20 protein-coding genes are annotated in these 19,953 nt (G+C 65.2%); 11 read left to right on the forward strand and 9 right to left on the reverse strand.

Annotation, left to right across the window (positions count from 1 at the left end):
* Positions 1-59 precede the first annotated feature (59 nt).
* From IVB18_RS07345 to IVB18_RS07390, 10 genes are all read left to right on the forward strand, one after another.
* Positions 60-419 carry a DUF2200 domain-containing protein gene (locus tag IVB18_RS07345; RefSeq protein ID WP_247988540.1) on the forward strand — a complete coding sequence of 120 codons (360 nt, stop codon included), beginning with the start codon at positions 60-62 and terminating at the stop codon, positions 417-419.
* 117 nt (positions 420-536) lie between these two features.
* Positions 537-1,325 carry a helix-turn-helix transcriptional regulator gene (locus tag IVB18_RS07350; protein WP_247988541.1) on the forward strand — a complete coding sequence of 263 codons (789 nt, stop codon included), beginning with the start codon at positions 537-539 and terminating at the stop codon, positions 1,323-1,325.
* 85 nt (positions 1,326-1,410) lie between these two features.
* Entirely contained in the window at positions 1,411-2,577 is a 1,167-nt protein-coding gene (locus IVB18_RS07355) for a cytochrome P450 (RefSeq protein WP_247988542.1), read from the forward strand.
* Between the two features lie 370 nt (positions 2,578-2,947).
* The gene (locus tag IVB18_RS07360) at positions 2,948-3,898 is read left to right on the forward strand and encodes a sulfonate ABC transporter substrate-binding protein (RefSeq protein ID WP_247988543.1); all 951 of its coding nucleotides are present in this window, start codon (positions 2,948-2,950) and stop codon (positions 3,896-3,898) included.
* 38 nt (positions 3,899-3,936) lie between these two features.
* Complete coding sequence (locus tag IVB18_RS07365; RefSeq protein WP_247988544.1) at positions 3,937-4,890, forward strand: sulfonate ABC transporter substrate-binding protein; 954 nt, start codon at positions 3,937-3,939, stop codon at positions 4,888-4,890.
* An 8-nt stretch (positions 4,891-4,898) separates the two neighbouring features.
* On the forward strand, positions 4,899-6,065 hold the full coding sequence (ssuD, locus tag IVB18_RS07370) for an FMNH2-dependent alkanesulfonate monooxygenase (RefSeq protein WP_247988545.1): 1,167 nt from the start codon (positions 4,899-4,901) through the stop codon (positions 6,063-6,065).
* On the forward strand, positions 6,062-6,868 hold the full coding sequence (gene ssuC / locus IVB18_RS07375; protein ID WP_247988546.1) for an aliphatic sulfonate ABC transporter permease SsuC: 807 nt from the start codon (positions 6,062-6,064) through the stop codon (positions 6,866-6,868). Before ssuD ends, ssuC begins: the two co-directional genes overlap by 4 nt.
* Positions 6,869-6,875: 7 nt before the next feature.
* On the forward strand, positions 6,876-7,712 hold the full coding sequence (locus tag IVB18_RS07380) for an ATP-binding cassette domain-containing protein (RefSeq protein WP_247988547.1): 837 nt from the start codon (positions 6,876-6,878) through the stop codon (positions 7,710-7,712).
* Positions 7,713-7,745: 33 nt separating this feature from the next.
* Positions 7,746-8,327 (forward strand): flavin reductase family protein, encoded by a 582-nt coding sequence (locus IVB18_RS07385; RefSeq protein WP_247988548.1) that lies wholly within the window; start codon positions 7,746-7,748, stop codon positions 8,325-8,327.
* Positions 8,328-8,429: 102 nt separating this feature from the next.
* Positions 8,430-8,585 (forward strand): hypothetical protein, encoded by a 156-nt coding sequence (locus tag IVB18_RS07390; protein ID WP_247988549.1) that lies wholly within the window; start codon positions 8,430-8,432, stop codon positions 8,583-8,585.
* A 13-nt stretch (positions 8,586-8,598) separates the two neighbouring features.
* On the opposite strand, the gene IVB18_RS07395 is transcribed toward IVB18_RS07390, so the two are convergent.
* The 9 genes from IVB18_RS07395 to IVB18_RS07435 form a co-directional block, all read right to left on the reverse strand.
* On the reverse strand, positions 8,599-9,747 hold the full coding sequence (locus tag IVB18_RS07395) for a M20 family metallopeptidase (protein ID WP_247988550.1): 1,149 nt from the start codon (positions 9,745-9,747) through the stop codon (positions 8,599-8,601).
* 326 nt (positions 9,748-10,073) lie between these two features.
* Positions 10,074-11,459 carry a sigma-54 dependent transcriptional regulator gene (locus IVB18_RS07400; RefSeq protein ID WP_247988551.1) on the reverse strand — a complete coding sequence of 462 codons (1,386 nt, stop codon included), beginning with the start codon at positions 11,457-11,459 and terminating at the stop codon, positions 10,074-10,076.
* 48 nt (positions 11,460-11,507) lie between these two features.
* Positions 11,508-11,858 (reverse strand): flagellar motor switch protein FliN, encoded by a 351-nt coding sequence (gene fliN, locus IVB18_RS07405; protein ID WP_247988552.1) that lies wholly within the window; start codon positions 11,856-11,858, stop codon positions 11,508-11,510.
* Positions 11,859-11,861: 3 nt separating this feature from the next.
* Positions 11,862-12,482 carry a FliH/SctL family protein gene (locus IVB18_RS07410; protein ID WP_247988553.1) on the reverse strand — a complete coding sequence of 207 codons (621 nt, stop codon included), beginning with the start codon at positions 12,480-12,482 and terminating at the stop codon, positions 11,862-11,864.
* On the reverse strand, positions 12,482-13,573 hold the full coding sequence (fliG, locus tag IVB18_RS07415; RefSeq protein ID WP_247988554.1) for a flagellar motor switch protein FliG: 1,092 nt from the start codon (positions 13,571-13,573) through the stop codon (positions 12,482-12,484). The genes IVB18_RS07410 and fliG overlap by 1 nt, the downstream gene beginning before the upstream one ends.
* An 18-nt stretch (positions 13,574-13,591) precedes the next feature.
* Positions 13,592-15,205: a flagellar basal-body MS-ring/collar protein FliF gene (gene fliF / locus IVB18_RS07420; protein ID WP_247988555.1), complete on the reverse strand. Its 1,614-nt coding sequence runs from the start codon at positions 15,203-15,205 to the stop codon at positions 13,592-13,594.
* A 182-nt stretch (positions 15,206-15,387) separates the two neighbouring features.
* The gene (locus IVB18_RS07425; RefSeq protein ID WP_002714638.1) at positions 15,388-15,663 is read right to left on the reverse strand and encodes a DUF1153 domain-containing protein; all 276 of its coding nucleotides are present in this window, start codon (positions 15,661-15,663) and stop codon (positions 15,388-15,390) included.
* 228 nt (positions 15,664-15,891) lie between these two features.
* Positions 15,892-16,602 (reverse strand): flagellar hook capping FlgD N-terminal domain-containing protein, encoded by a 711-nt coding sequence (locus tag IVB18_RS07430; protein WP_247988556.1) that lies wholly within the window; start codon positions 16,600-16,602, stop codon positions 15,892-15,894.
* Positions 16,603-16,614: 12 nt separating this feature from the next.
* The gene (locus tag IVB18_RS07435) at positions 16,615-18,228 is read right to left on the reverse strand and encodes a flagellar hook-length control protein FliK (protein ID WP_247988557.1); all 1,614 of its coding nucleotides are present in this window, start codon (positions 18,226-18,228) and stop codon (positions 16,615-16,617) included.
* Positions 18,229-18,568: 340 nt separating this feature from the next.
* On the opposite strand from IVB18_RS07435, the gene mnmA reads away from it, so the two are divergent.
* Positions 18,569-19,750 carry a tRNA 2-thiouridine(34) synthase MnmA gene (mnmA, locus tag IVB18_RS07440; RefSeq protein WP_247988558.1) on the forward strand — a complete coding sequence of 394 codons (1,182 nt, stop codon included), beginning with the start codon at positions 18,569-18,571 and terminating at the stop codon, positions 19,748-19,750.
* Positions 19,751-19,953: the final 203 nt, after the last annotated feature.

Consider the following 19,953-nt stretch of genomic DNA (forward strand, 5'->3'; position numbering starts at 1 on the left):
GGATTTGCGGTATAGTCTCAAGTCTTTACGGCCCCAACGAGCGATGCCCTGGAGTGCTCATGGCAAAACACCGGATCTATACGACGAGCTTCGCAAGCGTTTATCCGCTTTACGTTGCGAAGGCAGAGAAGAAAGGACGCACGAAAGCAGAGGTCGATCAGGTCATCTCCTGGTTGACAGGCTATGGTCAGAAGGAGCTGGAAGCCCAACTGGAAAAACAGACGGACTTTGAAAGCTTCTTTGCGAAGGCCCCTAACATCAATCCTTCGCGAGCCCTGATCACAGGCGTGGTTTGCGGCGTTCGGGTGGAGGAAATCAAAGAACCAACCATGCGGGAGATCCGCTACCTGGATAAGCTGATCGATGAGCTGGCCAAGGGAAAAGCAATGGACAAGATTTTGCGGAAAAGTGCTTCCTGAGCCGTCACCTTCCATCCGCTCGGCTCGGCGACCTTGCGCGACATATCCGACGACACCCGCCTTCCGCCGCGCGGCCATTGCTGATAAATTTCATCAAAAGGCGATAGGGAGAAAACGATGCGCCCTCACGGGACGCCGGCAAATCCGGCGGCTGGCGATATCGCGCCGGCGGTACTCGCGATCGGCCGGCCCGATTTCCCAGAGGTTCTGATCGCCACACTGTGCCGGCAGGCCGGGGTTGGCCATTGCATGGTGTTTTCGCTGACGCGTGCCGGTGCGGCGCACTGTCTGCTCGATGCCGGCAACATCCCGATCGGCGGCGATCTTGGCGCCGCCTATGCCGGGCAGTTTCACGAATCCGATCCCAACCGCGATGCGATGTTCGAAGGCGAGGAGAGCGCATCGATCGTGCTGCCGGCCTTCGCGCCCCGCATGTACGGCGCGCGCTACCGAAAGATGTTCTTTGTGGATTCCGGCATCGTCGACAAATGCGCGACGGCGATCTGGGTCGAGGACACCTGCTTCTACGTCAATTTCTATCGCATCGCCACGCAGGGCCAGTTCAGCGATGCCCAGCGCGCGCGGCTTCAGGCCATCGCACCGGCTATCAGTGCGAGCGTAGCCCGCCATTTCCAGCAGAGTGCGGCGACGACGCCCGAGCAGTCACTTGCCGCATTGTTTGCCACGCGCCCGCCGCTCGCCGATCTCACGCCGCGCGAGCGGGAGGTCTGCCGCCGCATTCTCTCCGGCTTCAGCTCCGAGGCGATCTCGCGAGCGCTCGGCATCAGCCTGCATTCGACGCTGACCTATCGCAAGCGCGCCTATGAGCGGCTCGGCATCTCCTCGCAGAGCGAGCTGTTTGCGATCGTGCTGCGGCTGCTCGCGGGCCCGCGCAGCCTGAACTGACGCCTGTCCCAATCGCTGGGGACAGACGGCCGCTCCGGCCGGCGCTAGCCTTGGTGAATCGAGGAGACAGCAAGGGAACCAGGCTTTGAGCACCGCGCCGCGCATCGACATCGACCCGGCCTCTTTCTGGGTCGACCCCTATCCGATGCTTGCCAGGATGCGAAAGGAGGCGCCGATCGCCTTCGTGCCGCAGCTCGGCTCGACGTTGCTGGTGAGCCGCGACGACATCTCGATCTCCGAGAAGCAGATCGACGTGTTCTCCTCGCACCAGCCCGCAGGTCTCATGAACAGGCTGATGGGCCACAACATGATGCGCAAGGACGGCGAGGCGCATCAGGCCGAGCGGCGCGCGATGTTTCCGACGGTGTCGCCGAAAACGGTGAAGGCGCACTGGACCGCGCAATTCCAGGCCCATGCCGACCGCATCATCGCTTCGATCGAACCGGGGCGGATCGATTTCATGCGCGACTTCGCGCTGCCGTTCTCCGGCGAATGCCTGAAGTCGATCACCGGCCTCACCAACATCCGCTTCCAGGACATGGATGCGTGGTCGCAAGGCATGATCGACGGCATCGCCAATTACAGCGGCGATCCTGCTGTCGAGGCGCGCTGCCACGCCGCGACGTCAGGCATCGATGCCGCGATCGACGACATGCTGCCGGTGATGAGGAAGCACCCGGATCAGAGCATCCTCGGCGTCCTCGTTGCCGCCGGCATGCCGATGGAGAGCGTGCGCGCCAACGTCAAGCTTGCAATCTCCGGCGGCCAGAACGAGCCGCGCAAGGCCATCGCCGGCACCGTGTGGGCGCTGCTGACGCATCCCGAGCAGCTCGATCTCGTGCGCAAAGGCGAGGTGTCGTGGCTCCAGGCCTTCGAGGAATATGCCCGCTGGATTTCGCCGATCGGCATGTCGCCGCGGCGCATCGCAAAACCCTGGAGCATCCGCGACGTCTCGTTCGAGCTTGATGAGCGCGTTTTCCTGATGTTCGGCTCCGCCAACCGCGACGAGAAGCATTTTGAGCGGGCCGACCAGTTCGACGTGCGGCGCGACGTCTCCAAGAGCGTTGCCTTCGGCGCCGGCCCGCATTTCTGCGCCGGCGCCTGGGCCTCGCGCGCCATGATCGCCGACGTCGCGCTGCCGACCGTGTTCGCGCGCGCCGGCCGGCTCGAGATCGCCGATGACGAGCCGGTGCGGATCGGCGGCTGGGCGTTCCGAGGGCTGCTGAATTTGCCCGTGAGATGGCTGCATTAGTCCGGCAAGGGCCCGTCCATCCCGAACGCCGCCATGATCCATCTTGCCCCCGTTTTGCCCGACGTGTCAAATGACCTTCGGATAATACGTAAGCCGTTGTTTTCGCACACCCCGGCTACTGTGCATGGGGTTGTTTTCGCGTTTTTTGTTTCGACAGCGAGTCCGGGACCGAACGCGTGCGGCCTTCACATTCGCGTGCAGAAAAATTCCATCTTCATTTGCTGCTCCGGTTGAAAGATTAATCATGCGCGCCGCACGCGCGGCAGTGTGCGCATCGCTATTTTGTCGGCCGTCTCGACACCTCCGGTAAGCCACACCATCATCCCTGCAACGGAATGATTGGACGGCCGCGTGCGGCCGGGAGCTTGGAATGCAGCGTCGAGACTTTCTCAAACTTTCTGCCGGCGCAGCCGCGCTCACGGCCCTGCCGCGAACGGCGTGGGCGCAATCGGGCGTGAAGGAAATTCGTGTCGGCTACCAGAAGAACGGCGTGCTGGTCATCACGCGCCAGCAGGCCGCCTTGGAAAAACATTTCATCCCGCAGGGCATCGAGGTGAAATGGGTCGAGTTCTCCTCCGGCCCGCCGATGATGGAAGCGATGAATGTCGGCAGCGTCGATTATGGCGCGGTCGGCGATTCCCCGCCGGTGTTCGCCCAGGCCGCGGGCGCTGCGATCGTCTATGCCGCAGGCCAGCCCATCACCAACGGCGCGGGCATTCTGGTGCCGAAGGACTCGCCGATCCGCTCGATTGCTCAATTAAAAGGCAAGCGCGTCGGCTTCACCAAGGGTTCCAGCGCGCACAACATCGTGGTGCAGACGCTGGAGAAGGCGGGCCTGACCTATGCCGACATCACCCCGGTCTATCGGGCGCCGCCGGACGCGGGCCCTGCGTTTGCCAATGGCAGCATCGAGGCCTGGGCGATCTGGGATCCGTATTTCGCGATCGGCGAGACCAAGCAGAGCGGCCGCATCCTGATCAATTCGCGCGAAGTCACCAAGACCAACTCCTTCTACATCGCCAACCGCGATTTCGCCAAAAACCACGGGCCGATCCTGCAACAGATCGTCGATGTGACGACCGCGACCGCTAAATGGGCTGAACAGCACCGCGATGAGGTCGCCAAATCGCTGGCCGCGGTGACCGGCATCCCGCTCGATATCCAGACCATCGCCGCCAACCGCTCGAACTTCGTGGTCGGCCCAGTCACCGACGACATCGTCGCGACCCAGCAGGGCGTCGCCGATCGCTTCTACAAGCTCGGCCTGATCCCGAAGCCAATCGTCATTCGCGACATCGTCTGGCGCAGCACGGCGACCTGATCGTGCCGACCAGTCTTCCCATTCATAAGAGTTTGAACATGAGGCGTATCATTCAGCGTCTGATCGCGGCCATCGTGCTGTCGATCGGTATCGTCGCCGCCGCGGTCGGCACGTCCTATGGACAGGACAAGGTGGTCCGCATCGGCTACCAGAAATACGGCAAGCTGGTCTTGCTCAAGAGCAAGGGCACGCTGGAGCCGAAGCTTGCGGCCGACGGCTACAAGGTGGTGTGGACGGAATTCCCGTCCGGCCCGCCGCTGCTCGAAGCGCTCAATGTCGGCGCCATCGATTTCGGCAACACCGGCGAAGCCCCGCCGATCTTCGCGCAGGCCGCCGGCGCGCCGATCCAGTATGTCGCCTATGAGCCGCCGGCGCCGAAGGGCGAGGCGATCCTGGTGCCGAAGGACAGTCCGTTGAAGACGGTCGCCGATCTCAAGGGCAAGAAGATCGCGCTGAACAAGGGCTCGAACGTTCACTATCTCCTGGTCAAGGCGCTGGAGAAGGCGGGCGTCAAATATTCCGAGATCGAGCCGGTTTTCCTGGCTCCGGCTGATGCGCGCGCGGCCTTCGAGCGTGGCGCGGTCGATGCATGGGTGATCTGGGATCCGTTCCAGGCCGCGGCGGAAGCGGCCACCGGCGCGCGCACGCTCACTGATGGCACCAACATTGTCGCGAACTACCAGTTCTATTTCTCCTCGAAGAAATTCCTCGATGCAAATCCGAAGATCGTCGACGCCGTGCTCGCCGAGCTCAGCGCGGTCGATGATTGGGCCAAGGGCGACATCCATGCGGTGGCCGAGCAACTGGCGCCGGCGATTGGGCTGTCGGTCCCGGTGGTCGAGGTGGCGCTGAAGCGGCAATCCTACGGCATCAAGCCGATCACCGACGCCGTGGTCGCCGACCAGCAGCAGGTTGCGGACGCGTTCCTCGCGCTCAACCTGATCCCGAAAGCAATCAAGATTTCCGACGTGGCGCGGAGGCCAGGATCATGAGCAAGACCATGAGCAAGCAAGCTAACGCCAATATCCTCTGGTTCCTGCCGACCCACGGCGACGGCCGCTATCTCGGCACCGGCATCGGCGGCCGCGAGGTCAACTTCAACTATCTGCGCCAGATCGCACAGGCCGCCGACCAGCTCGGCTATTACGGCGTGCTGCTGCCGACCGGGCGGAGCTGCGAGGATTCCTGGATCGTGGCCTCCAGCGTCGCGCCGTTCACCGAGCGGCTGCGCTATCTCGTGGCTGTTCGCCCCGGCCTGCAATCGCCGAGCGTTGCCGCGCGCATGACCGCGACGCTCGACCGCATCACAGGCGGCCGGCTTCTGGTCAACGTCGTCACCGGCGGCGATCCCGTCGAAAACAAGGGCGATGGCATCTTCCTGAGCCACGACGAGCGCTACGAGGTTACTCGCGAATTCCTCAACGTCTATAGCGACCTGCTCGCTGGCAAGACCGTCAATGTCGAGGGCAAGCACATCCACATCGAGGATGGCAAGCTCCTGTTTCATCCCGTGCAGTCGCCGCGTCCGCCGCTATATTTCGGCGGCTCGTCAGATGCCGGCATCGACGTCGCCGTCGACGCTGTCGACAAATATCTCACCTGGGGCGAGCCGCCGGCGCAGGTCGCCGAGAAGATCGCGAAGGTGAGAGAGGTCGCAGCCGCGCGGGGTCGAAAGCTCTCTTTCGGCATCCGGCTTCACGTCATCGTCCGTGAGACCAACGAAGCCGCCTGGCAAGCCGCCAACGAGCTGATCAAGCATGTCAGCGACGAGACCATCGCGACCGCGCAGAAGAACTTTGCGCGGATGGATTCGGTCGGCCAGCAACGCATGGCGCAGCTCCATGGCGGCAATCGCGACAAGCTCGAGATCGCGCCGAACCTCTGGGCCGGCGTCGGTCTCGTGCGCGGCGGCGCCGGCACGGCGCTGGTCGGCGACGCCCAGACCGTCGCGGCGCGCATCAAGGAGTATCAGGATATCGGCATCGATACCTTCATCATGTCGGGTTACCCGCATCTCGAGGAAGCCTACCGTTTTGCCGAGCTGGTTTTCCCGCTGCTCTCGCTCGAGCTGCCGGGCAACGTGACAAAGCTTCATTTCAACGGTGGCCCCTTCGGCGAAACCGTCGGCAGCGATTTCCGTCCGCGGCAGCAGGTTTCGCAGTCATGAGCCTCATCGACAGCATTCCGCTTCCGCGCAGCTTCCGCCTGCCGCGCGTCGACGGTCTGGTCCAGTGGATCGTGCCGCTCGCCATCATCGCAATCTGGCAGGTGGCCAGCGTCACCGGTTTCGTGCCGACGCGGGTACTGCCGGCGCCGAGCGACGTCGCGCTTGCCGGCTGGAAACTGCTGCTCTCCGGCGAGCTCGTCCGCAACATCTGGGTCTCTTTCTGGCGCGCCTCGATCGGCTTTCTGATCGGCGGCAGCATCGGCTTCGCGTTCGGGCTTGCGAACGGCCTGTCGCAGCTCTCGGCAAAGCTCACCGACACCACGCTCCAGATGGTGCGCAACGTGCCGCATCTGGCGCTGATCCCGCTGGTCATTCTGTGGTTCGGCATCGACGAGAGCGCAAAGCTGTTTCTTGTGGCACTCGGCGTGTTCTTCCCGATCTACCTCAACACGCTGCACGGCATCCGCACCGTCGATCCCCAGCTCATCGAGATGGGCCGCATCTACGGCATGAGCGACGGCGAACTGTTTCGCCGCGTGATCTTCCCCGGCGCGCTGCCATCGATCTTCGTCGGCATCCGTTTTGCGCTCGGCATCATGTGGCTGACCCTGATCGTCGCCGAGACCATCGCGGCATCCTCCGGTCTCGGCTACATGGCGATGCAGGCGCGCGAGTTCATGCTGATCGACGTCGTCGTGCTTTCGATCCTGATCTACGCCCTGCTCGGCAAGCTCGCCGACAGCGCCTCCCGCGTGCTGGAACGCCTGACGCTTTCCTGGCACCCGGCCTTCCAGAAACGTTGAGAGTGACATGCAGACAGCCCTCCGTACGTCCCTTCCCGAAACCGAGCGTGCCAGCCGCGCCAATTTCGCACCGACGGCCCGCGTGGTGCGCGAGGAGCGGCCGGTGCAGACCAGCGCTCCGCCGCTCAGCATCCGCGGCTTGCGCAAATCCTACGGCGACAACGAGGTGCTGCGCGGCATCGACCTGCACATCCCCGCCGGCCAGTTCGTCGCCATCGTCGGAAAAAGCGGCTGCGGCAAGAGCACGCTGCTGCGTCTGATCGCCGGACTGGAGAAGATCGACGCCGGCAGCGTCAGCTTCGGCGACGCGGTCAAGCCCGAGGACATCCGCGTGATGTTCCAGGAGCCGCGGCTGTTGCCATGGGCCCGAGTGCTCTCCAACGTCGAGGTCGGCCTCGGCCGCGATCGCACCTCGGCCGATGCGCACGCCCGCGCGGAGAAGGCGCTGACCGAGGTCGGGCTCACCGACAAGCGCGACCAGTGGCCTTCGGTGCTGTCGGGCGGACAGAAGCAGCGCGTCGCGCTCGCCCGCGCGCTTGTCTCCCGTCCGCGCGTGCTCGCGTTCGACGAGCCGCTCGGCGCGCTGGATGCGCTGACGCGCATCTCGATGCAGCGGCTTCTGGAGCGCGTCTGGCGCGACCAGGGCTTTACCGCGATCCTGGTGACCCACGACGTCTCCGAGGCGGTCGCGCTGGCGGACCGGGTGCTGGTGATCGACGAAGGCCGCATTGCCCACGACGTTACGGTTAACGCAGCCCGGCCGCGCGAGCGCGGCTCCGCCGAGCTAGCGAGCCTCGAAGGCTCGATCCTGAGCCACCTTTTGTCGGCAGACGATCGTACCTAAATGTAAGGGAACCCCGCTTTCGGGGAGCATGCCATGAACGTCGTCCCCCGCAATATCATGACCGATACCCTCGTCTCGTCTGCCGATTTCCGCGGCGCCATGCGCCACCTGACCGGTGGCGTCAGTGTCATCACTGCCGGACGGGGCAAGGACATCACCGGCATGACGGTGACGTCGGTCACCTCGCTTTCGGTCGATCCGCCGACGCTGCTGGTCAGCATCAACCGCGACGCCTCCTCCTTCCCGCTGATCAGGCGCCACGGCGCCTTCGGCGTGAACATCCTCAACGCGGACCAGCTCGATGTCGCCGAACGCTTTGCCGGCAAGGGCGGGCTCAAGGGCGCGGATCGCTTTGCCGGTGCCCAGTGGGTGACGGGGGTCTCGGGCGTTCCGCTGTTGGTCGGTGCATTGTCGGCTGTCGATTGCGAGGTCGAGGAGATCGTCGAGCGGCATTCGCACGGCATTGTCATCGGCCGTGTCAGGGACATCAGGAATTCGACCCGGACTGCCGCGCTGGCCTATTGGCACGGTCAATACGTGGCGGTCGACCAGAACGAAGATGCGGCAAAGCTCACGGACGTCAGCATTCCCGCGGGCGGCCGACGCCGCATTTGATCGCCGCTGCCGGCCATCGGCGCGCAGGCTGGCCTTTTCCCCGACATCGCTCTAGAAGCCCTGCCTGAGCCTCCCGGACCGGGAAGGCAACGGAGCGGAACGATGAAACGCGTCGCGACCTGGGCCTTCTACGTCGTCGGCGCGCTCGCGATTGCCTATCTCGCGCTCTACGCCTATGCGATGTTCCGCGGGCAGCCGATCGTGCCCGGCGATCCCATTCGCATCTTCCGCAAGCCGGACGCGCCGAACTATTCGTGACGGCTTGCGGCCGTCACCCCCGCAAAATCGCCAGCGCCAGCGCCTGCGCGCGCGGCACGATGCTGTCGAGCTCGAGATATTCCTCCGGCGTATGCGCGAGCCCGCCCACCGGGCCGAGGCCGCAGATGGTCGGCGTGCCGACCGCGGCAGTGAAGCCGGAATCGGCACAGCCGCCGGAGAACTCGCCCTCGAGCGTGGTGAGGCCGGCCTGCTTTGCGGACGCCTGATAATTTTCGAACAGCGCCTTCGAAGCCTCGCTCTGCACGACCGGCACGAACTCGCCCTTGATCGTCAGCGTTGCACTCGTGCCCGGCACGTAAGATGTCGCGATGATCTTCTCGATCGCAGCCATCACCGTCGCGCGATCCGCCGGATCGATGTAGCGCAGGTCGATCTGGCCTTCGGCATACGGTGCCGTGGTGTTGACGGACTGGCCGCCCGCGACCAGACCGACATTGAGCGTGATGCCTTTGGCGAGATCGGTCAGCGCGTGGATCTGGACGATCTTGTGGGCGAGTTCGCCGATCGCGCTGACGCCGGCGGCGAAGTTGGCGCCGGAATGCGCGGCTTTGCCGGTGATGGCGAGATGCATGAAGATGCCGCCCTTGCGGCCGGTGACGACGTTGCCGGTCGGGCGGCCCGGCTCGGAATTAAACACCGCGCGCGCGGCGCGTCCTTCGCGCTCGATCACGGGGCGCGACGAGGGCGAGCCGATCTCCTCGTCCGAGGTGATCAGCACTTTGATCGGGTGCGGGCTGCCGCCGAATTTGTGGAAGGCGGTCGCCACGAACACGTTCATGACAAGGCCGGACTTCATGTCGGCGACGCCGGGCCCGTAGGCGCGCTTGTCTCGAATCGTGAACGGGCGCCGTCCGGCCTCGCCCTTGCCGAACACGGTGTCGCGATGCCCCATCAACAGCACCGGCTTCTCGTTGCTGCCGGGTTTTGCGACCTCGGCATGGATCGCGTCGCCAAAGCTGTCGTGGCTTTCGCGCCGAAAAGGAATCCCGTGCTCGGAAAAATGCCGCTCGAACCGTGCACCGACCGCATCGACGCCTTCCTTGTCATAGGATCCGGAATCGATGTTCACGACATCGCGCAACAGATCGATCATCGCCTGCCGCTGCGCCGCCAGCCAATCCGTGATTTGAGCCTCAGACATTGTCACCTCGCGTGGTTCTCAGCGCGCTTATAGGGCTTCGCAAGCGCACGACCTAGTCGGAGAACGCGGTGCGGCCATGCCAAGGTTGGAAGCACCATGCCCCCCAGCGTCGTCCTGGCGAAAGCCAGGACCCATACCGCGGAATCTATCGATTATGGGTAGTCGGAGTACCGAACGACTAACCTTCGCCAAACTCCTCCCGGGAGTAATGGGTCCTGGCTTTCGCCAGGACGACACCGGGAGTGTGGCGACAATCTGCGCTTCACAACAAAATGCCCGGGACCAGCCCGGGCATTCACGTCCTCCAGCGTCCGTGCAGCGCCCGCCTACGCCCCCACCATCGGCATGCGCGGGTACTCACCAGGCATGCCGGCGGGTGTGATCGGGATGCCGCCGTCGGAATATTCGTTGAGCTTGTTGCGCAGCGTGCGGATCGAGATGCCGAGGATGTTGGCCGCATGGGTCCGGTTGCCGAGGCAGTGCTTCAGTGTCTCCAGGATCAGGTCGCGTTCGACGTCGGCCACGGTGCGGCCGACCAGGGCCCGCGTCACCTGCTCGGCGGCCATCGTGGCATGCGCCACCGCCGGTGCCGTCTTGGCGAGGTCGAGGCGGTCGCCGTCCGGCGTGAGGATCGCGTCGGGTCCGATCTCGTCGCCCAGCGCCATCAGCACCGCGCGGTGCATGGTGTTTTCGAGCTCGCGGACGTTGCCCTGCCAGCGATTGGTGGAGAGCACGCGACGGGCCTCCGCCGAGACCGGGCGCAGCGGCACGCCGTTGGCGTCGGCGTATTTCTTCGCGAAGTGCTGGGCCAGCTCCAAAATGTCGGCCGGACGCTCGCGCAGCGGCGGGATCTTCAGGTTGACGACGTTGAGGCGGAACAGCAGGTCCTCGCGGAACGTGCCTTCGCGCACGGCTTCCAGCAGGTTGCGGTTCGAGGTCGCGATGATGCGGATGTCGACCGGCACCGGCTTGGTGCCGCCGACGCGGTCGATCACGCGCTCCTGGATCGCGCGCAACAGCTTCGATTGCAGGCGAACGTCCATCTCCGAGATTTCGTCGAGCAGCAGCGTGCCGCCGGTCGCCTCCTCGAACTTGCCAATGCGGCGGGCGATGGCGCCGGTGAAGGCGCCCTTCTCATGGCCGAACAGCTCGGACTCCAGCAGATGCTCGGGGATCGCAGCGCAGTTGATAGAGATGAACGGACGCTTGGCGCGCGCCGAGCGGGTATGGACGTAGCGGGCCAGCACTTCCTTGCCGGTGCCGGATTCACCGGTGATCATCACCGAGGCGTCGGAGCCCGCGATCTGCTGCGCGAGCTTGATGACTTTCGCCATCGCCTCGTCGCGATAGATCAGCTCGCGGGAATCGTTGGCGACCGCGGCGAGCACCGCGGCGATCAGCTCCGGGTCCGGCGGCAGCGGGATGTATTCCTTGGCGCCGGCATGGATCGCGGCGACCGCGGCGCGGGCGTCGTTGGTGATGCCGCAGGCGACGATCGGCGCGTGGATGTGCTCGGCTTCGAGCCGCATCACGAGGTCGCGGATGTCGAGGGCGACGTCGACCAGCAGGAGGTCGGCGCCCTTGCCGCCGCGTAGCACCCGCATCGCCTGCTCGTGATCCTCCGCATGGGTCACGGTGGCGCCGTTCTCCATCGCGATCTTGGTGGCAGTGGTGAGCTGGCCCTTCAGTGTGCCAACGATGAGAAGCCGCATGTCAGTCTCCTGTCCGTCTGTTCGCGCTGCCGCGCGCCATTCCCTGCGCTAACCGCGTTCGGTCCTGATGATTTCGGTCATGGTCACACCGAGCTTGTCCTCGACCAGCACCACCTCGCCGCGGGCGACCAGCTTGTTGTTGACGTAGATGTCGATGGCCTCGCCGACGCGCCGGTCAAGCTCGAGCACGGTGCCGGGTCCGAGCTTCAACAGCTCGCCGACGTCCATCTTGGAGCGGCCGAGTACGGCCGAGACCTGCACCGGCACGTCGAAGACGGCTTCGAGGTCGGCGGCGACGCGCGACGCATATTCGTCCTCGTTGTAGCCGACGTCGGTGCCGGTCGGCGGTATCGGGCCGTTGAGGTCGGGCAGCGGGACCTGTCCGTCAGTGTCGCTCATGGCTTAGTTCCCCCTGCGGGACGCGATGTAGCGTCCGACGAGTTCATCGACCTTGGCCGCGATGGCGCCGCGCTCCAGCACAACGCCGCCATCGGCCCACTCGATCCGGCAGTCGCCGGTGGCAATGTCGGGTTCGGCCAGAATCACCAGCCGGCCTTCGAAGCCGCTCTGCTTGGCCAGCCGCTCGATCTTCTCGCGCGCGCTGTCGTAGAGCGCGTCGTTGATACGGACGACGAGGTGCGGCGTCGCGACCAGATGCGAGAAGCAGTCCTTGACCAGCGCAACGATCTCGCCGAGCGGCTCGGCGGCGACCAGGTCGGCGCACAGCTTGCGCGCCACCGCGACGGCGACGTCGACCGCCTCGGTCTCCATCTTGGCCTCGATATTGCCGATCCCGGAGGCGATGCCCTGGACCGCGATATTGATCTCCTCAATGGCGAGCGCGACACGGCGGTCGCTCTCGGCTTTGGCCTCGCGCTGGCCGGCCGCAAAGCCGTCCTGATAGGCGCGTGCCTCGGCTTCCGCGACCTTCTGGACGATTTCGGCCGCGGTCGCGGCCTTCTCGCGCGTTCGGTCCGGCGCGGCGAAGTCGGTATCGAACAGGAATTTCGCGGGTGCGCCCATCAATACACCAGCTCGTCGTCGGCGCGGTTCTTGGTCAGCATGATCTCGCCCTTGGCGGCGAGGTCCTTGGCGAGATTGACCAGCAGAGCCTGCGCCTCGTCGACGTCGCGCAGGCGGACCGGTCCCATCGCCGCCATGTCGTCCTGGAGCATCTTGGCCGCGCGCGAGGACATGTTGCCGAAGAAGAAGTTGCGGACGTCCTCGTTGGCGCTCTTCAGCGCCACGCCGAGCTTGTCCTTGTCGACGTTGCGCATCAGGGTCTGGGCCGAGCCGGAATCCAGCTTCACGAGGTCGTCGAAGGTGAACATCAGCGCCTTGATGCGCTCGGCCGCTTCGCGGTTGTCCTCTTCCAGCGAGGTGATGAAGCGGGTTTCGGTCTGGCGGTCGAAATTGTTGAAGATTTCCGCCATCACCTCGTGGGCGTCGCGGCGGCGGGTTTGCGACAGGTTGGACATGAATTCGGTGCGCAGCGTCTTCTCCACGCTCTCGATCACCTCCTTCTGCACCGCCTCCATCTTCAGCATCCGGTTGACGACGTCGAGCGCGAGCTCCTCGGGGAGGATGCCGAGCACGCGCGCGGCGTGCTCCGACTTCAGCTTCGACAGCACCACCGCGATGGTCTGCGGATATTCGTTCTTGAGGTAGTTGGCGAGCACCTCTTCCTGCACGTTGGAGAGCTTCTCCCACATGTTGCGGCCGGCAGGACCGCGGATCTCGTCCATGATGCCGTGGACGCGCTCGGGCGCCAGGTATTGCTGGAGCAGCCGTTCGGTGGCGTCGAAATTGCCCATCAGCGCGCCGGAGGCCGACATGCGCGAGACGAATTCGAGCAGCATGTCCTCCACCGTGTCGACCTCGACGGTGCCGAGCGTCGACATTTCCAGCGAGAGCTGGCGCACCTCTTCGTCGTCGAGCAGCGACCAGATCTTGCCGCCATATTGCTCGCCGAGCGCCAGCATCAGGATCGCGGCGCGCTTCGGCCCCGCCACTGCTCCGGCCGTGGCGCCCGCGCGGCTGCCGGCACGCTGACCGAGCGTGGAGATCACGCTGGTGATGTCGTTCGAGTTGGCATTTTGCAGGGAGGCGGCCATGTCAGCTCTCGTCTCGAATCATTTCACGGGTTCGGTCAGCCATTGGCGGATGATGGCGACGGTTTCATTGGGGTTGCGCTCGGCGAGCTCGCCGACGCGATGAACGGACTGGGCGTGGACCTGGCCCTGGATGGTAGCGACGTCGATTGCGCTTGCGGCGGCGCCCGGCAGGAGAGCCTGGCTGGGGGCCGGCGCGGCATCGTCGCCCGCCGCGGGGCCGCTAAGGACACCGGAGATGGCGGCGGCGACATCGTCGGAAGCGAGGATGCGCTTGACCAGCGGCCGGACCACCAGGAACAGCACGACCAGGCCGAGCAGCATCATGACGCCGAGCTCGACGAAGTACATGACGTCGTCCTTGGTGAACTGGAGCATGCCGAGGAAGCCGCTCGGCTCGCTGATCGGGGTGGTGGAGGGCGCGTCCGCAAAGCGGAGATTGACGACCTCGACCTGGTCGCCGCGCTTCTGGTCGAAGCCGATCGCCGAGCGCACCAGGGTGGCGATGCGGTCGAGCTGCTCCTTGGTGCGGTCCTGATAAGCCAGGTCGCCCTTCTCGTTCTTGGAGTAGATGCCGTCGACCAGCACGGCGACCGAGATGCGGTTGACCCGGCCGGCCTCGGTCACCTCGGTCTTGGTGGTGCGGGAGATCTCGTAATTGTTGGTCTCTTCGGACTTCTTGCTCTGGTCCTTTGCCGCGACGCCGCTGTTCTGCTGGTTGCCCGGCAGCTCGTTGTTGACGGTGACCTGGCCGTTGTTGTCGGCGGTCATGCTCTGCTCTTCGCGGGTCTGGCTCGAGCGCAGCACGCGGCCCTCGGGATCGAACTTGTCCGAGGTCTGGGTGACCTTGTTGAAGTCGAAATCGGCGGAGAGCTGGACGCGGGCGCGCCCCGTCCCGACCACCGAGGACACGATATCCTCGACCTGCTTGCGCATCCGCTTCTCGAAGGCGGTGCGGCGCTCGTCGCCGACCGCCTGCTCCGGATCGGTCGCGGCGCCGTCGGCGAGCAACTGGCCGGCCTCGTCGACGATCGAGACCCGCTGCGGCTTCAGGCCGTTGACGGCGGAGGCAATGAGGTGGCGGATGGCACGAATCTGCTGCGCTTCCAGCGAGCCGCGGACCCGGACCACGATCGAGGCCGACGGCTCCGGCGCCTCGCGCGAGAACAGCGGGCGCTCGGGCAGCACGAGATGGACGCGGGCGGCCTGAATGCGGTCGATGGCGCGGATGGTGCGGGCGAGCTCGCCTTCCAGGGCGCGCAGATGGTTGATGTTCTGGACGAAGCTGGTGGTGCCGAGCGCATCCGACTTGTCGAACACCTCGTAGCCGACCCCGCCGCCCTTGGGCAGGCCGCCCTCGGCGAGCTTCATCCGCAGCCGGGTCACCTTGTCCTTGGGCACCATGATGATGGTGCCCTCGTTGCGCAGCTCGAACTGGATGCCCTGGCGCTCCAGGTCCTTGATGATGCCGGAGGAATCCTCGACGCTGAGGTCGGTGAACAGCGTCGTCATCTGCGGCGTGGTGACCCGCATGATGACGAACGCGAAAAAGCCGACGAGCGCGGCGGTGACCGCGATCATCGCCCCGAACCGGGCGGCGCCGATACCTTTCAGAAAGTCCGTAAGACCTTGCAAGCAACCGCCCCAGAAGATTCGGCTGCTTTCCCTGGAAAGGCCGACTGGGCAATTATTGCCTAGGTGATGGTTTCGATATGGTTAACAAAGGTTAAGGGCTGGGACAAAAGTGGCGTCATGAAAAAAATCGGCCTCGCGGGGCGGGGCCGATTTTCGTCAAAAGCCGCAGATTTCCGGATCGCTTACTGGCGATATTGCTGAATGCGGGTGGTGCGAAGCCCCGCAAGACCGTGCTGGTCGATGGAAAACTGCCAAGAGAGGAATTCGTCGACCGTCAGGGTGTAACGGCTGCAGGCCTCCTCGAGGGACAGGAGTCCGCCGCGAACGGCGGCGACGACTTCGGCCTTGCGGCGGATGACCCAGCGTTTCGTGCCGGGTGCAGGCAGATCCGCGATCGTCAACGGACTACCGTCCGGCCCGATGACGTATTTTACCCTCGGGCGATGGGGTTCTGTCATGGCGTACTCACAAACTCTCAACCACTGAACTCACTGAGTAACCCTACGCGTGGCGGCTTAAAAATCCGCTAAGCCTAAGGCTTCAATACAATTCTCGTTGAAACTTGGTGGAACGCGGCCGTCTCGGCCGGCGGGACGGGTGCGTCCAGGCCGGTCGAGGGGGTCTTCGTAAATACTTTACTAACGAATAGAGCGTGCAAACACAGCTTATCAGGCGAGGCGCGCGCCTCAGTTGCTGGTGCTGCTGCTGACGATGCTCTTCACCTGGCTGACCGTGTAGGTCTGGCCGTCGATGGTCAAAAGCGGCGGCGACTGGGTCAGGTCGACCGACGACACCGTGCCCTGCACCTGCGCCGCGATGCCGACCGAGTTGCCCGAGGCATCCTTGCCTGTCGCCGAGATCGTGTATTTGCCGTCGGGCCATTGCGTGCCGTCATTGCCCTGGCCGTTCCAGGTGAAGGGAATGTCGCTGCCGGCGCCGGCGGTATATTTGCCGGTGAACACGGTCTGGCCGGTGCTGTTGGTCACCGAGATGTCAACCGTCGAGCTGGTGGGCACGTTGAGGTGCCAGGTCGCGGACGAGCTCTTCATCGTCGCGGTCGAGCCGTCGACCACGGCGGTCTTGCCGACGAAGCCGAGCGCCTGGGTCGCCTGCGTGGTCTGTTGCAGGCTGACAAGGGTCGCGAGCGAGTCGTTGGTCTTGAGCTGCTGCTCGACGCCGGCGAACTGCACCAGCTGCTGGGTGAACTGGTTGGTGTCGAGCGGATCGAGCGGGTTCTGGTTCTGAAGCTGCGTCGTCAGCAGCGTCAAAAAGGTCTGGAAGTTGCCGGCGAGCGTCGCGCCGGTGGTCGAGCCCAAGCTCGAGCTCGACGAGGACGACGACGGAAGCTGGGTCGTGCCTGAAACAACCGAAGGTGCAGCGCCTGTTGTGGTTGTCATGTCGGATACTCCTCAAACTCTGATGTCGACGCCGCTGCTCGATCCGAGCATACGGCCGTAGCCGCGCCCAGCGGGCACGGCGGGAACGGCGTCTTCGTCGCTGATGATCAGCCTTCGGGCATTGCCGTTATTGTCGTTGCCTTGGCCGGAGTTCTGGCCCGACGAATTCTGGTCGCGCAGGCTGAACGAAAGCCCGTTGCTGCCGGTCTTGAGACCGGCATCGTCGAGCGCACGCTGCAATTGCGGCGCGTCTTGCTTCAGCATCGACAGCGTTTCCGGCTTCTCGACGGTGAGATGCGAGGTGACCTGGCCGTTGCGGTCGACATTGATGCGCACGTCGATGCGCCCGAGCTCGGCCGGATCGAGGCTGATGTCGAACCGGGTCTTGCCGGCCCGCGCCGCCGCGGCGATCTCGATCGGCACGCCGTTGAGCGGCACGGCGGTCGCGGTTGCAGCGGTGGCCGTGAGTGTCGCGGTCGATGCGGTCGCAGCCGAGGTCGTATTGGTCAGCGGCGCCTGCACGGCGGAGGCCGCCTGCGCGCTGGTGTCTGTTGCGGTGACAGCGGCCTGCGTGCCTGCATGAGCGTGCGTGGTCGGCGCGCTTGGCGTTGCATCGGCGGTGTGGTCGGAGGCGCCGGCCTTCGCGTCCGCCGCGCCGGCGTCGGCCTGCGGCTTTGCCGCTTGCGGATGCGTGGCGGCGGTCGTCGCGATCGCCGGATTCTGCGTCGTGGCGTCCGCGTTCGGCTTGCCCGCGTCCTGGCCGATATTGGCGACGTCGGCCTGCGCCGTGGCGACGGCCTTGAACGACGTCTTCGGCGTGCCCTGGTCGACAGCGGCGATCAGCCCGCCATTGGCCTTCGCATCGGTCGCGGTGGCCTCTAGCGTGCCAGTCGCGGTATCCGCCAGCGTCGCCGAGGTGTCCGCGTCGACTTTAGCGCCGGCCGTCTTGGCGCTCTTGTCGCCGGGCGTGGCTGTATCGGTCTTGGCGCCTGCGATCTGCGCCGCGGTCGAGGCGCTGGCGGCGAGGCCGGCGGCGGCGATCGTCAGCGGCGAAGAAGCCGTGTTGGCGGCCTGGTTCGCGGCCGCATTCGGATCGACCGGTACGACAGGCGCGGCGACCACGATCGCGTTCGGATCGGGCGCGGCAGCCTGGGTCGGGTCGGTCTGCGCGGCGGCTGCGGCATCCACGGCGGCAGCGAGACCGTCGGTGCCGTCGGCCTTGTCACTTTTCGACTCCTCGGACTTCTCAGTCGATTTGGTGCCGGAGGCCTCGGACTTGTCCTTGGTCTTGCTGGGTGCCTTGGCCGGATCGGTCGTGGTGTCGCTATCGGCCGTTGCCGGTGGATCGGTGTCGTCGCTCGCCTTGCTCTGCGAGGAGGGGGCGGTCGAGGACGTATCGCGCGGGCTTTTGTCCGGCGAGGACGACGAGGCGGAATCGGTGCGGCGCGGCGCGGTGTCCTGCGCCTGCGATGCCGCGTTGTTGCTGATCGCCTGCGTATTGCTGTCGACCAGCGAGCCGAAGGAATCGTTCGCGGAGGTGTCTTTCGAGGCCTGCGACCGGGCAAGCTTTTGCTGCGCGCTGGAGACTTGCGCGCTGGAAGTTACATCTGACGTCACACCAACCACAGGCGACCCCTTGAAAACATCTTCGGACAAGAGGGAGCAAGGAGCGGGCCAGCCTCGCGCGAAGCAATTTTATCAAGTAAAATCAATATGTTGATGCGTCTTGGTCAGCGACCCGAGGCTCTCCGCGACCCCGCCATTTCTGCCTCCTCGGCAAGAATTGCCCTAAGCCGGCCCCCCGCGCGATTGCTTCACCGGAATGCCGCCTATATTAAAGGAGTGCTCTCAGCCGCTTTTGACCGGGCCAGCCAGCCCCGGAGGAACCAGAGTTCCCCGGGACTCATTGTGCCCCGGCCAAAAGCATATCGCGGACCGCCAACGCCGCCGTCAAAACCGCAAAACCATGCTCAACAGTCTGGATATCGAAGGCCGTCCGCAGGACACCAGGGTCGTTGTCGCCATGTCGGGCGGCGTCGATTCCTCGACGACGGCTGCGCTGTTGAAGGCGGAAGGCTATGACGTCGTCGGCATCACGCTCCAGCTCTACGACCATGGCGCGGCGACCCATCGCAAGGGCGCCTGCTGCGCCGGCCAGGACATCCACGACGCCCGCGACGTCGCCGCAAAACTCGGCATTCCCCATTACGTGCTCGACTACGAGGACCGCTTTCGCGAGTCCGTCATCGACAATTTCGCCGACTCTTACGCGCTCGGCGAGACGCCGGTGCCGTGCATCGAGTGCAACCGCTCGGTCAAGTTCCGCGACCTCCTGAAGACCGCGCGTGAGCTCGGCGCCGCCGCGCTCGCCACCGGCCACTATGTCGCCTCGCGGCGCCTCGCCGACGGCTCCCGCGCGCTGGTGTGCGCGGCCGATAGCGAGCGCGACCAGAGCTACTTCCTGTTCGCGACCACGCGCGAGCAGCTCGACTATCTGCGCTTCCCGCTCGGCGACATGACCAAGGCCGAGACCCGCGAGCTCGCCCGCCGATTTGGGCTGGCGGTCGCCGACAAGCACGACAGCCAGGATATCTGCTTCGTGCCGACGGGCCGATACACTGACATCATTACCCGCCTGCGGCCGAACGCGATGGATCCCGGCGACATCGTCGATCTCGACGGCCGTCTGCTCGGCCAGCACCACGGCATCGCCAATTTCACCGTCGGCCAGCGCCGCGGCCTCGGCATTGCGGCCAGCGCGCCGCTGTTCGTGGTGCGGCTGGACGCCGCCAACCGCCGCGTCGTCGTCGGCCCGCGGGATGCGCTGAAGATGCACCGCATCGTGCTGCGCGACGTCAACTGGCTCGGCGATGGCGACATCGACCGCGCCATCGGCAACGGCCTCGAAATGTTCGTGCGCGTGCGCTCGACCCGCAGCCCCCAGCCGGCGTGGCTGCGCGGCGGCAACGGTCACTACGAGGTCGAGCTCGTCGCCGGCGAAGAGGGCGTTTCGCCGGGCCAGGCTTGCGTATTTTATGACGCGCCCTCGGGCCAGGCGCGCGTGCTCGGCGGCGGCTTCATCCAGAGCGCGGCGGCCAAGATCGCGAGCAGCGCCGTGCGGCCGCTCGCCGAAGCCGTGCGCGGCTAAAGCTGATGAGATCAGTCTCAGCTCCTACCGCGAGGCAGGTGCGCCCCCTCTCCCGCTTGCGGGGGAGGGTTGGGGAGGGGGTCTTTCCACACGCGATATCTCGCGAGAGGAGAAAGCCTTCACCCGCCGCGCTCTTGCGAGCGCGTCGACCTCCCCCGCAAGCGGGGGAGGTGCACCGAGTGCGCGGCGACATTTGAATCCAC

This window comes from Bradyrhizobium sp. 186 (assembly GCF_023101685.1).
Classification (GTDB): Bacteria; Pseudomonadota; Alphaproteobacteria; order Rhizobiales; family Xanthobacteraceae; genus Bradyrhizobium.